Raw genomic sequence first — 12989 nt, forward strand, 5'->3', positions numbered from 1 at the left:
CCGTAACCTGCCATGTATCAAGCGATCGTCTTCCTTCCCCTGATCGGCTTCCTGATCGCCGGCCTCTTCGGCCGGCTGATCGGCGCCCGCGCCTCGGAGATCGTCACCACCACGCTGCTGCTGGTCTCGGCGGCGCTGTCCTGGGTCGCCTTCTTCCAGGTTGGCTTCGGCTCCGGCACCACCCGCATCCAGGTTGCGACCTGGCTGGCGTCGGCCGATCTGCGCGTCGACTGGGCCTTCCGGATCGACACGCTGACCGCGGTCATGCTGGTCGTCGTCAACACCGTCTCCTCGCTCGTGCACCTCTATTCGATCGGGTACATGCACGAAGACCCGTCGCGGCCGCGCTTCTTCGGCTATCTCTCGCTGTTCACCTTCGCCATGCTGATGCTGGTGACGGCCGACAACCTGGTTCAGATGTTCTTCGGTTGGGAAGGCGTCGGTCTCGCTTCCTATCTCCTGATCGGCTTCTGGTATCAGAAGCCCTCGGCCAACGCCGCGGCGATCAAGGCCTTCGTCGTCAACCGCGTCGGCGATTTCGGCTTCCTGCTTGGCATCTTCCTGGTTTTCGTGCTGACCGGTTCGGTCGCCTTCGACAGCATCTTCCCGCAGATCGCCGGTCTCACGGAGCGCAGCTTCCGCTTCCTCGGCTATGACTGGAACGCGCTGACGCTGACCTGCCTGCTGCTGTTCATGGGTGCCATGGGCAAGTCGGCGCAGTTCATGCTGCACACCTGGCTGCCGGACGCGATGGAAGGCCCGACGCCGGTCTCGGCGCTGATCCATGCCGCGACCATGGTCACCGCCGGCGTCTTCATGGTGGCACGCCTGTCGCCGATCTTCGAATACGCCCCGGTCGCGCTGACCGTCGTCGTCGTCATCGGCGCCACCACCGCCTTCTTCGCCGCGACCGTCGGCCTGGTGCAGAACGACATCAAGCGCGTCATCGCCTATTCGACCTGCTCGCAGCTCGGCTACATGTTCGTGGCGATGGGCGTCGGCGCCTACTCGGCCGGCATCTTCCACCTGTTCACCCACGCCTTCTTCAAGGCGCTGCTGTTCTTGGGCGCCGGCTCGGTCATCCATGCGATGCACCATGAGCAGGACATGCGGAACATGGGCGGCTTGCGTAAGCACATCCCGTGGACCGCGGCCGCGATGACGATCGGCACGCTGGCGCTGACCGGCTTCCCGCTCTTCGCTGGCTACTTCTCCAAGGACGCGATCATCGAGAGCGCCTATGCCTCGGTGGCGCATGGCGGCTTCGCCAGCTCCTACGCCTTCGTGCTGCTGGTCGTCGCCGCGCTGATGACCTCGTTCTACTCCTGGCGGCTTTACTTCATGACCTTCGAGGGTGCCCCGCGCTGGGGTGGCCACGGCCATGGTCACGACGATCATGCGCATGGTCACGGGCATGACGATCACGCCCATGCCGCGCATGCTCACGATGATCACGGCCACGGTCATGGTCACGACCACACGCCGCATGAGAGCCCGCTCGTCATGCTGATCCCGCTCGCCGCGCTCTCGCTCGGTGCGCTGGCGGCCGGCTACGTCTTCAAGGAGGCGTTCATCGGCCACGACTACGAGCACTTCTGGAAGGCCGCGCTGTTCACCGGCAAGGACAACCACATCCTGCACGCCATGCACGAAGTGCCGAAATGGGTGGTCTGGTCGCCCTTCGTCGCGATGCTGGTCGGGTTCCTGCTGGCGCTCTACATGTACGTGCTGCGCAAGGACGTGCCCGGCAAGCTCGCCGCGGCCAACCCGGTGCTCTACAAGTTCCTGCTCAACAAGTGGTACTTCGACGAGATCTACGACTTCCTGTTCGTGCGTCCGGCGATGTGGCTCGGCCGCTTCCTCTGGAAGAAGGGCGACGGCGCCGTCATCGACGGCCTAGGCCCGGACGGGGTCTCGGCCCGTGTCGTCGACGTGACCAACCGGGTCGTGCGGCTGCAGACCGGCTATGTCTACCACTATGCCTTCGCCATGCTGATCGGCGTCGCCGGGCTGGTGACCTGGTACCTCATGGCCCGCGGGTGAGATGATGTTAGGCTTCGGTATCCTCACCGGTCTCCTGGTCCTGCCGCTGGTCGGCGCCGCCTTCATCCTGGCGCTGCGCGGCGACGAGGCCTCGGTCAATTCGAACGCTCGTTGGGCGGCGCTGTTCTTCACGACGGGAACGTTCGTCCTAGCGCTGATTGCCTGGGGGCGGTTCGACTCGGCCAATCCCGGCTTCCAGATGGTCGAGACCCATGCCTGGGTCTCCGACATCATCAAGTTCAAGCTCGGCGTCGACGGCTTCTCCTTCCCCTTCGTGGTCCTGACCGCCTTCCTGATGCCGTTCTGCATCCTGGCGTCCTGGACCTCGGTCGAGAAGCGGGTGCGCGAGTACATGGTCGCGTTCCTGATCCTCGAGACGCTGATGATCGGCGTCTTCGTCGCGCTCGACCTCGTGCTGTTCTACCTGCTGTTCGAAGCCGGCCTGATCCCGATGTTCCTGATCATCGGCATCTGGGGCGGCAAGCGCCGGGTCTACGCCTCCTACAAGTTCTTCCTCTACACGCTGCTCGGCTCGGTGCTGATGCTGCTCGCCATCATGGCGATGTACTGGAACGCCGGCACGACCGACATCCCGACGTTGCTGGCGCACAAGTTCCCCGTCCAGATGCAGCCCTGGCTCTGGCTCGCCTTCTTCGCCTCCTTCGCGGTGAAGATGCCGATGTGGCCGGTCCACACCTGGCTACCCGACGCGCACGTCGAGGCGCCGACGGCGGGCTCCGTCATCCTGGCGGCGATCCTGCTGAAGATGGGCGGCTACGGCTTCATCCGCTTCTCGATCCCGATGTTCCCGGACGCCTCGGCGATGTTCGCGCCGCTGGTCTTCGCGCTCTCCGTCATCGCCATCATCTACACCTCGCTGGTGGCGCTGATGCAGGAGGACATCAAGAAGCTGATCGCCTACTCCTCGGTGGCGCATATGGGCTTCGTCACCATGGGCCTGTTCACCCTGACGCCGCAGGGCATCCAGGGCGCGATGTTCCAGATGGTCAGCCACGGCCTGGTCTCCGGCGCGCTCTTCCTCTGCGTCGGCGTGATCTACGACCGCATGCACACCCGCGAGATCGCCGCCTATGGCGGCCTGGTGAACCGGATGCCGCTCTATGCGGTGGTGTTCATGATCTTCACCATGGCCAATGTCGGCCTGCCTGGCACCGCCGGCTTCGTCGGCGAGTTCCTGACGCTGATGGGCGCCTTCAAGGCCAATCCCTGGGTGGCGTTCCTGGCGACGACCGGCGTGATCCTGTCGGCGGGCTATGCCCTCTGGCTCTATCGCCGCGTCGTCTTCGGCGAGCTGGTGAAGCCCGAGCTCAAGGACATCACCGACCTCAACGCCCGCGAAATCGCGATCTTCGTGCCGCTCGTCCTGCTGACGATCTGGTACGGCATCGCGCCCGGCACGATCCTCGACGCCTTCGCGGCGCCGACCGAAGCCCTCATCAAGAACTATCAGGCCGCCATCACCGCCGCGAAGACGGCGATGCTGGCAGTCCAATAAGGTTGCTCCGATGACCACCTTGCCCGCTTTCGGTCCGGCGCTTCCGGAAATCGTCATGGCGCTGGGCGCCATCGCCATGGTGCTTTACGGCGCGATCCAGGGTGAGCGCTCGACGCGCGCGCTCGAGATCGCGGCGCTCGCGCTGCTGGCTCTGGCGCTGGTGCTCGTCCTGCGTGGCGAGGGCAAGGTCGTCACCTTCAACGGCGCCTTCATCGCCGATGGCTTCGCCCGCTTCATGAAGGTGCTGACGCTGATCGGGGCCGCGGCCGCGATCGTGCTTTCGGCCGATTTCCTGCGCCGCGACGGCGCCATGCGCTTCGAATTCCCGATCCTCGTCGTCCTCGCCACCATCGGCATGATGATGATGATCTCGGCCAGCGACCTGATCGGGCTCTATGTTGGCCTGGAGCTGCAGTCGCTCGCGCTCTACGTCGTCGCCGCCTTCGATCGCGACAATCCGCGCTCGACCGAGGCCGGCCTGAAATATTTCGTTCTCGGCGCGCTCTCCTCGGGCATGCTGCTCTACGGTGCGTCGATGGTCTACGGCTTCACCGGCACGGTGAGCTATGCCGGTATCGCCGAAGCGGTGAAGGGCGGTCATCCCGGCATCGGCCTGATCATCGGCCTCGTCTTCGTCGCCGCCGGCGTCGCCTTCAAGATCTCGGCCGTGCCGTTCCATATGTGGACGCCGGACGTCTATGAGGGCGCCCCGACCCCGGTCGCCGCCTTCTTCGCCTCGGCGCCCAAGATGGCGGCGATGGCGATGACCGTGCGCATCTTCGTCGGTGCCTTCCCGGGCGCGCTGCACGACTGGCAGCAGATTATCCTCTTCATGGCGATCGCCTCGATGGCGCTCGGCGCCTTCGCCGCGATCGGCCAGACCAACATCAAGCGACTGCTCGCCTATTCCTCGATCGCGAACATGGGCTACGCGCTCGTCGGCCTTGCCGCCGGCACGCCGGCCGGCGTCCAGGGCGTGATGACCTATATGGCGATTTATCTCGCCACCACGCTCGCCGCCTTCGCCTGCGTCCTGATGATGAATCGCAATGGCAAGCCGGTCGAGGAGATCGGCGAACTCGCCGGCCTGTCCCGCACCAATGGCTGGATGGCCTTCGCGATGTCGATGATGATGTTCTCGCTCGCCGGCATCCCGCCGCTCGCCGGCTTCTGGGCGAAGTGGTACGTCTTCCTCGCCGCGATCGAGGCCAAGCTCTACGTGCTCGCCGTCGTCGGCGTGATCACCAGCGTCGTCGGCGCTTACTACTATCTGCGGATCGTCAAGCTGATCTATTTCGACGATGCCAAGCCGGCCTTCGACAAGGGCGACGCCGGTGTGCGCACCGTGCTGCTGATCTCGGCGCTGTTCGTGCTGGTGCTGTCCTTCCTGCCGGCGCCGCTGTTCGACTCCGCTGCTGCGGCAGCGAAGTCGCTGTTCTGAGGACCTGGGTGCTCGGCGAGGGCGCTCGCGCCGCCGGCTATCGCCTGATCGTCCGCGACGAGGTCGCCTCCACCATGGAGGAGGCGCGGCGGGCGCTGGGCGAGGGCGACCCTGGGCGGCTCTGGATCGTCGCGAAAAGCCAGAATGCCGGCCGCGGCCGGCATGGCCGGCGTTGGGGCTCGCCGCCCGGTAATCTCTACGCCAGCCTGCTCCTGGTCGCGCCATGCGAGCCGGCGCTGGCGCCGCAGCTCGGCTTCGTTGCGGGCCTTGCCTTGCACGATGCTGCTGCAGCCGTGACCGGCCTTTCCGCGCCGACACTCGCCCTGAAATGGCCGAACGACCTGCTGATCGGCGGGGCCAAGACCTCGGGCCTGTTGCTCGAGGGCGAGAACCGGGCAGGGCGCTTCAACGTCGTCATCGGTATCGGCGTGAACATCGCCTCTGCACCGGAGGGGACGCCTTATCCTGCCGCTGACCTTTCCGCGCATGCAGCGGACGTGACCGTAGAGCGCCTGCTGGCGGCCTTGTCGGATGCCTGGCACCAGCGCTTCTCGGCCTGGTCGCTGCCGGGTGGTTTCGGCCCGACCCGCGCCGCCTGGCTGGAGCGCGCCGCCTATCTCGGTGAGACCATCACCATGCGCCTGCCGGAGGGGCCGGTCTCCGGCCGCTTCCTTGGCCTCGACGCCTCTGGACGGCTCGAATTGGAGACGGACGTCGGCCGACGGCTGATCGATGCCGGCGATCTCTATTTCGGCGCTGCCGCGCCAACTTCTCCGATCCAGAGCTGATATGGGCGGGTGCTCCTGCCGCTATGGAGGCAGGGGCGAGGGCATGCTAGAGCGGGGTTCGTTTTGGCGGATACACAGTCCGTCATCCCGGACAGGCGGTCTTGGCCGCGCCATCGCGGCCGAATCGACGGTCGATTTCCTTAGCCCGTGACTTGCGTCAGGATAGCCAGTGACCCGTTCCAGCGACCAGCTCGTCTTCGTTCCGCTCGGTGGCCTCGGCGAGATCGGCATGAACGCCGCGCTCTACGGCTTCGGGCCGGAAAAGAAGCGCAAATGGATCCTGGTCGATTGCGGGCTCTCCTTCGCCGGGCCGGAGGCGCCGGGCGTCGACATCGTCCTGCCCGACCTCAGCTACATCATCCAGGATCGGGCCAACCTGCTCGGCATCGTCATCACCCACGCCCATGAGGACCATATCGGCGCGCTCGCCGCGCTCTGGCCCTCGCTGCGCGTTCCGGTCTGGTGCACGCGCTTCGCCGCCGGGCTGCTGGCGACCCGGCGCCTCTCCGAGCCGGGCGCGCCCAAGGTCGAGATGAACATCGTCGCCCAGGGCGGGCGCTTCACGCTCGGCCCGTTCGACATCGAGTTCGTCCCGGTGGCGCATTCGATCCCGGAATCGAACGCGCTCGCGATCCGCACCCCGGCAGGCCTCGTCGTCCATACCGGTGACTGGAAGATCGACCCGACCCCGCGCGTCGGCCTGCCGACCGACGAGGCGCGCCTGCGCGAGCTCGGCGAGGAGGGCGTGCTGGCGCTGATCTGCGACTCCACCAATGTCCTGCGCGACGGCATCAGCCCGAGCGAGGCGGATGTCGCCGCCAAGCTCAAGGAGCTGGTCGCCTCCGCCCCGAACCGCGTCGCCGTCACCACCTTCGCTTCGAATGTGGCGCGCCTGCGCGCCGTCGCCGAGGCTGCGATGGCCAATCAGCGCGAGGTCGTCGTCGTCGGCCGCGCCATGGACCGCGTCATCGACGTCGCCCGCGAATGCGGCTTCCTCGACGGCATTCCCGCGTTCCGCGGAGTCGAGACCTATGGCTATCTGCCGCGCGACAGGGTCGTGGCGCTCGTGACCGGCAGCCAGGGTGAGCCGCGCGCCGCACTCTCGCGGATTGCTGCCGACGACCATCCCGAGATCGCGCTCTCGCCGGGCGACCGGGTGATCTTCTCCTCCCGTACCATCCCCGGCAACGAGAAGGCCGTCGGCGCTATCCTCAATCGGCTGGCGCGCGACAATATCGAGATCATCACCGACCGCACCCATCTCGTGCATGTCTCCGGCCACCCGCGGCGCGAGGAACTGGCGCGGCTCTATGGCTGGCTGAAGCCGAAGATCGCGATTCCCGCCCATGGCGAGGATCAGCACCTGACCGAGCACGCCACCTTCGCCCGCAGCCTCGGCGTCAAGCATGTGCTGCGCGCCGGCAATGGCGATGTCGTTGCGATCGCCGAGGACGGGGCCCGCAAGCTCACCGAAGTCCAGCATGGCCGGCTCTACCAGGATGGCGAGCTCCTGATCGGCGCTCTCGACCGCACCATTCCCGAGCGCCGCAAGCTGTCCTTCGCCGGCGTCATCTCGATCGCGGTGGCGTTGGATGAGAAGGGCGAACTCGCCGGTGACCCGGAGGTCGCGCTGATCGGCCTGCCGCTTGCCGCCAAGGATGGCACGCCCTTCGACGATATCGTCGCCGACGCGGTCGAGGACCTGATCGAGGGCCTCCCCAAGGGCAAGCGCCGCGATCCCGAGGCCGTGCGCAACGCGCTCGAACGCGGCGTGCGCGCTGCGGTCAACGAGGAGTGGGGCAAGAAGCCGCTGGTGAACGCGCTGGTGATCACGGTGTAGGATCGGGCATATCGCCCGCTGAACGCTGCGCCTGAACGGAGTCTTTGCATGATCGGACGCCTCAACCACGTCGCCATCGCCGTGAAGGATCTCGCCGCCTCGACCGCGCTCTATCGCGACACGCTCGGCGCCCGCGTCTCGCAGCCGCTGCCGCAGCCGGAGCATGGCGTTACCGTCGTGTTCGTGGAGCTGCCGAACACCAAGGTCGAGCTGCTGGAGCCGATGGGCACGGATTCGCCGATCGCCAAGTTCCTCGAGCGCAATCCCGACGGCGGCATCCACCACATCTGCTACGAGGTCGACGACATCCTCGCGGCGCGTGACCGGCTGAAGGCGCAGGGCGCGCGCGTGCTCGGCTCGGGCGAGCCGCGCATCGGCGCCCATGGCAAGCCGGTGCTCTTCCTGCACCCCAAGGATTTCTGCGGCACGCTCGTCGAGCTGGAGCAGGCCTGAGCCATGACCTCCGAGATCGCATTCTTCGGCGAGCCGGAAGCCGGCTCGCTGCGCCCCTTCAGCCTCGCGACGCGGGCTGGTGGCCTTGTCTTCGTCTCCGGCCAGTCGGCGCCCCATGAGCCGGCCAAGGGCATCCTGCGCGGCGAGACGCCGGCCGAGCAGGTGCGGCAGGCGCTGGCGCATGTCGCCGCCATCCTGGCCGAGGCCGGCAGCAGCCTCGATCGCGTCGTGCAGATGACGATGCTGATCACCGACCCCAGCGATTATGCCGCCTGCAATGCTGAATATGTGAAGCATTTCCCGAATGGCTTGCCGGCTCGGCACACGGCGCGCTTCGGCGTGCCGACGCAGGCCAAGGTCGCGTTCGCATGCATTGCCCTGGGTGGCGAGGGCAGGTCGTCATGACGATCGGCGGAGGTCTCGCGGTCTATTTCGTGATCTGGTGGACGGTGCTGTTCGCCGTGCTGCCTTTTGGCGTGCGCAGCCAGTCGGAAAGTGGCGAGGTCGAGAAGGGCACCGATCCCGGTGCTCCAGTCCTGCCGGGCCTGGTCAAGAAGGCGATCGCGACGACAATCCTCGCAGGCATCGTCTTTTGCATGGTCTGGTATGTCTGGACCCAGCTCGATGCCTGAACAGTGTTCAGTAGAGCTTAGCGTATAGACCAAAACAAAAGGCAAGGCTTGCGCCTTGCCCTTGGAAGTCTGTTTTTTTACCGCAGTATCGGCGCGCCGTTATTCCCGCGCACTCATATACCAGACGGCTGTTTGTTCCTCCCGAGACCTGGTCCGCGGCGCCCTGAAAACGGTCGGGCGAGCCCAGCGCCAGAGTGATTAGCCGATCGCAATAATGTTGTCACCTGTTTAGGCAGCTTGCGCCCGAACTTTTTGCAAAATTATTCCAGTTTGTTCTTGTGCGGTGCAACATTGTTCGCCGTGCACGATTCTGCGCCTTGTTCCAGTCATAGGATGCCGCTACCTCGCAACGTCAGATGCGCCGGGCCGTTCCGGCGGTCAGGAGAGGTTTTTCGATGCTTCGCACCACGCTCGCCGCCCTGGCACTTTCCGCTTCGATCGGCCTGGCCCAGTCTCAAGCAAACGCCCAGGCGCCGGCGCCGGCTAATCTCGATCCGCAGAACACCCTGGCACTCGACACCAAGGACGGGCGCGTCACCATCCGCCTGCGGCCGGACCTCGCGCCTAAGCATGTCGAGCAGATCAAGGCCCTGACCAAGCGCGGCTTCTATGACGGCATCGTCTTCCACCGCGTCATCGACGGCTTCATGGCCCAGACCGGCGATCCGAAGGGCGACGGCACCGGCGGTTCCGACCTGCCGAACATCCCGGCCGAATTCACCCCGACCCCCTACAAGGCCGGTTCGGTCGGCATGGCCCGTTCGCAGAGCCCGAACTCGGCCAATTCGCAGTTCTTCATCTGCTTCGAGGGCTGCGGCTCGCTGACCGGCCAGTACACCCTGTTCGGCGAGGTCGTCTCGGGCATGGACGCCGTGCGCAAGATCAAGAAGGGCAGCAGCGCCAACAACGGTTCGGTGAGCGGCCCTGACAAGATCATCCGCATGCGCCTGCTGGCGGACGCCAAGTAATCCGATGCGCCGCTCGCGCGTGCCTGCGCTCATGCTTGTGCTGCTGGCCTGCGCCAGCGGCTCGGCGCAAGCGCAGGACACGCGCGACCTCGGCCTGCCGCCCGCTTCGGGCTTCCAGAACCCCGTGCTGCCACCGCCTTCCGGCTCGCAGAACCCGGTGCTGCCGCCGCAGTCGGGCCAGCGCTACATGCCGGGTGTCGGCGGCCCGTTCGGCGAGGGCGCACGCCGCCCGGTGGCGCCGTCGCCGACGCCCGGCGTCGATCGCGGCGTCATCGGCACCGTCAATCCCGAGACGATCGGCTTCGGCGAAGCGACCGTCGATCGGCTCGACCAGATCGGCCCGGCACTGCGGCGCTGCTGGAAGCCGCCTGCGCTCGATGCCCAAAGCGGCGGCGCCAGCGCCAGTGTCCGCTTCAGCCTGCGCCGCGACGGCACGCTCTTCGGCCAGCCGCGCGTCACCTGGGAGATGCGGCGCGCGCCGCCCGGTTTGCGCGAGCGTTTCAGCGACTCCTTGATGCGTGCGGTGCGCGATTGCACGCCGATGAGGTTGTCGCCGGGGCTCGGAGGGAGTATCGCAGGCCGCCCGATTACCATCCGCTTCTTCGGCCGTGTGCCGACCAACGAAAGATCAGTCTGATGTCGCTCGATCCCGAGAACACCCTCGTCATGGAGACCACCAAGGGCCGCGTGGTGATCAAGCTGCGGCCGGACCTCGCCCCTAACCATGTCGAGCGCATCAAGCTGCTCGCCCGCGAGGGTTTCTATGACGGCATCGTCTTCCACCGCGTCATCGACGGCTTCATGGCACAGGTCGGCTGCCCGCATGGCACCGGCACCGGCGGCTCGAGCTATCCGGACCTCGCCCAGGAATTCAACGCCGAGCCGCATGTCCGCGGCATCTGCTCGATGGCCCGCGCCCAGAATCCGAACTCGGCCAACAGCCAGTTCTTCATCGTCTTCGACGACGCCCGCTTCCTCGATAAGCAGTACACTGCCTGGGGCCAGGTCGTGGAAGGCATGGAGGTCGTCGATACGATCAAGCGTGGCGAGCCGGTGCGCGATCCCGACTCCATCGTCTCGCTGAAGGTGCAGGCGGACGCCTGAGGCGTTCCCACACGCCGCGAACAAAGTCATCCCGGGTCGACTTGGTCGGCCCGGGATGACTTTTTAGGATCGGTCCATGGACGTCGGCCTCTTCGACTTCGACCTGCCCGAGGAACGCATCGCACTGCGGCCAGTGAGCCCGCGCGATGCGGCAAGGTTGCTCGTGGTGCGCCCAGATACCCCCGAGCCATTCGAGGATCGTGGCATCCGCGACCTCGTCGAGCTGCTCCAGCCGGGCGATGCGCTGGTGCTGAACGACACCCGCGTCATCCCGTCCAGGCTGTGGGGGCGGCGCTATCGCGGCGAAGCCTCGGCCCGTGTCGAGATCATGCTGCACAAGCGCGAGGCGGATGACCGCTGGCGCGCCTTCGCCCGTCCGGCCAAGAAGCTCGCCGTTGGCGAAACGATCGTCTTCGACAGCGACGGTGCCGGCAATGCCTGCGAGCTCGCCCGGCTTCAGGCCGAGGTCGAGGACAAGGGGGAGGGCGGCGATATCGGCCTGCGCTTCTCGCTGACCGGTCCCTATCTCGACGAGGCGATCGCGCGGCTCGGCGAGTTACCGCTGCCGCCTTACATCGCCGGCAAGCGCGCGACCGACCAGGCCGACGCCCACGACTACCAGACAACCTATGCCCGCGAGGAGGGCGCCGTCGCCGCCCCAACGGCCGGCCTGCACTTCACGCCCGAGTTGTTCGCCGCACTCAAGGATCGCGGCGTCTCCAGCCACTTCGTCACGCTCCATGTCGGCGCCGGCACCTTCCTGCCGGTCAAGGCCGACGACACCGACGAGCATCGCATGCATGCCGAATGGGGCACGGTCAGCGCCGCGACCGCCGACGCGCTCAACGCGGTCAAGGCTGCGGGCGGGCGCATCGTCGCGGTCGGCACGACCTCGCTGCGCCTGCTCGAAAGCGCGACCGGCGAGGATGGCGTCATTCGGCCGTTCTCGAGTGATACGGCGATCTTCATCACGCCGGGCTATCGCTTCCGCGCCGTCGACCTGCTGATGACCAATTTCCACCTGCCGCGCTCCACGCTGTTCATGCTCGTCAGCGCCTTCAGCGGGCTCGATGTGATGAAGCGTGCTTATGCCCACGCCATCGCCGAGGGCTATCGCTTCTACTCCTATGGCGATGGCAGCCTGCTGTTCCGGGCCGATAAGACGGCCTGAGCTCTACTTCGCCGGCAGCGGCGGCACGCCCTTCTGCCACTCGCCCCAGTTGCCGACGATGTGATCGACGACGCGCGAGCCGACCGCCTCGACATTGGCGACGGTCTCGGCAAAGCCGCCGGCCGTCTGGCCCGGCGCCGGGTCGAGATGCTGCTGGGTCGTCTCGTTCGGATTGCCCTGGTCGAAATTGACTGCGCCGCGCAGGCTGAGGATCCGGTCGGTGCCGAACTGGCGCTTGATCACCAGCGTGATCGCCGCCGCCTCCATCTCGGTGATGACATAGTCGTCGGCGCCATAGAGCTTCGCCATGTACTGCGCCTCCTTCGACAGGCCAGGGCCGTGGAAGAAGGTGTCGCCGGTCATATGCGTGCCGGTCTGGACGGAGGGCGCCGCCCGCGCCTTCTCGTTCGGGTAGCGCTGGCGATATTGCTTCGCCGACTCCGAATCCTGCAGGTTGACCCCGGCGCTGAGCCGCGTCGCCCAGCCGATCAGGGTCGGGTTGAGCTTGAAGACCCGGTACTCCTCATAGCCCTTGCGCGGGATGAACACCGGCTCGCCCGGCTTGCCCTCCTCCGGCGCCCAGCGATGGCCGAGATCATAGTCGACCAGCCAGGTTCCCCAGGAGACGTCGCCGATCGTGCCGCGCGAGGGCGGTGTGCCGGCAACGCCGGTGATGACGAAATAGGCCTGCGAGAAGTCGTAGTCCGGATCGAGCAGGATCGCCTGCATCGAGGAGGACGAGTTGACCTTGCCCATGCCAAGCACCGCGCCGCAGACGCCGTCGTCATTGCAATAGGCCGGCTTCAGCGCGCCGCGCACCTGGTGCGGCTGGCTCTTCTGCCAATAGCGCTCATACCAGTGCTGGAACTCGCCGGCCCGGTCGCCGGTATTGGCGCCGATCTCGAACATCGAGGCGACGAAGACCTTGACCTTGGTCGGTGCCGCCTCGGCCGCGCCGCCAATGCCGAGCGGGGCGAGGCTGAGAAGGGCTGCTCCCAGCCCGCTGGCGATCCGGTTCATGGCGCTCTCCTTG

13 protein-coding genes are annotated in these 12989 nt (G+C 66.5%); 12 read left to right on the forward strand and 1 reads right to left on the reverse strand.

Annotated elements, in window-relative coordinates:
- Positions 1-12 precede the first annotated feature (12 nt).
- The 12 genes from nuoL to queA all read left to right on the forward strand — a co-directional run bounded on the left by nuoL (position 13) and on the right by queA (position 11956).
- Positions 13-2043: an NADH-quinone oxidoreductase subunit L gene (gene nuoL / locus AC1DS0_RS01660; protein WP_476812655.1), complete on the forward strand. Its 2031-nt coding sequence runs from the start codon at positions 13-15 to the stop codon at positions 2041-2043.
- 4 nt (positions 2044-2047) lie between these two features.
- Positions 2048-3559 (forward strand): NADH-quinone oxidoreductase subunit M, encoded by a 1512-nt coding sequence (locus AC1DS0_RS01665; protein WP_476812656.1) that lies wholly within the window; start codon positions 2048-2050, stop codon positions 3557-3559.
- Between the two features lie 10 nt (positions 3560-3569).
- Positions 3570-5000 (forward strand): NADH-quinone oxidoreductase subunit NuoN, encoded by a 1431-nt coding sequence (gene nuoN, locus AC1DS0_RS01670; protein WP_476812657.1) that lies wholly within the window; start codon positions 3570-3572, stop codon positions 4998-5000.
- 8 nt (positions 5001-5008) lie between these two features.
- Positions 5009-5788, forward strand: coding sequence for a biotin--[acetyl-CoA-carboxylase] ligase (locus tag AC1DS0_RS01675; RefSeq protein ID WP_476812658.1), 780 nt, complete (start codon positions 5009-5011; stop codon positions 5786-5788).
- A 169-nt stretch (positions 5789-5957) separates the two neighbouring features.
- The gene (locus AC1DS0_RS01680) at positions 5958-7628 is read left to right on the forward strand and encodes a ribonuclease J (RefSeq protein WP_476812659.1); all 1671 of its coding nucleotides are present in this window, start codon (positions 5958-5960) and stop codon (positions 7626-7628) included.
- Positions 7629-7676: 48 nt separating this feature from the next.
- Entirely contained in the window at positions 7677-8081 is a 405-nt protein-coding gene (mce, locus tag AC1DS0_RS01685; protein ID WP_476812660.1) for a methylmalonyl-CoA epimerase, read from the forward strand.
- 3 nt (positions 8082-8084) lie between these two features.
- Positions 8085-8486 (forward strand): RidA family protein, encoded by a 402-nt coding sequence (locus AC1DS0_RS01690; protein WP_476812661.1) that lies wholly within the window; start codon positions 8085-8087, stop codon positions 8484-8486.
- Positions 8483-8713, forward strand: coding sequence for a DUF1467 family protein (locus tag AC1DS0_RS01695; RefSeq protein WP_476812662.1), 231 nt, complete (start codon positions 8483-8485; stop codon positions 8711-8713). Before AC1DS0_RS01690 ends, AC1DS0_RS01695 begins: the two co-directional genes overlap by 4 nt.
- Positions 8714-9108: 395 nt before the next feature.
- On the forward strand, positions 9109-9681 hold the full coding sequence (locus AC1DS0_RS01700; RefSeq protein ID WP_476812663.1) for a peptidylprolyl isomerase: 573 nt from the start codon (positions 9109-9111) through the stop codon (positions 9679-9681).
- A gap of 4 nt (positions 9682-9685) precedes the next feature.
- Positions 9686-10318 (forward strand): hypothetical protein, encoded by a 633-nt coding sequence (locus tag AC1DS0_RS01705; RefSeq protein WP_476812664.1) that lies wholly within the window; start codon positions 9686-9688, stop codon positions 10316-10318.
- Positions 10318-10785 carry a peptidylprolyl isomerase gene (locus AC1DS0_RS01710; RefSeq protein WP_476812665.1) on the forward strand — a complete coding sequence of 156 codons (468 nt, stop codon included), beginning with the start codon at positions 10318-10320 and terminating at the stop codon, positions 10783-10785. The genes AC1DS0_RS01705 and AC1DS0_RS01710 overlap by 1 nt, the downstream gene beginning before the upstream one ends.
- Before the next feature lie 76 nt (positions 10786-10861).
- Positions 10862-11956 carry a tRNA preQ1(34) S-adenosylmethionine ribosyltransferase-isomerase QueA gene (gene queA / locus AC1DS0_RS01715; RefSeq protein WP_476812666.1) on the forward strand — a complete coding sequence of 365 codons (1095 nt, stop codon included), beginning with the start codon at positions 10862-10864 and terminating at the stop codon, positions 11954-11956.
- Positions 11957-11959: 3 nt separating this feature from the next.
- Here queA and AC1DS0_RS01720 read toward each other — a convergent pair whose 3' ends face one another.
- Positions 11960-12976 carry a purine-nucleoside phosphorylase gene (locus tag AC1DS0_RS01720; RefSeq protein WP_476812667.1) on the reverse strand — a complete coding sequence of 339 codons (1017 nt, stop codon included), beginning with the start codon at positions 12974-12976 and terminating at the stop codon, positions 11960-11962.
- Positions 12977-12989: the final 13 nt, after the last annotated feature.

It is taken from the genome of Allobosea sp. P4_H5 (genome assembly GCF_056400825.1).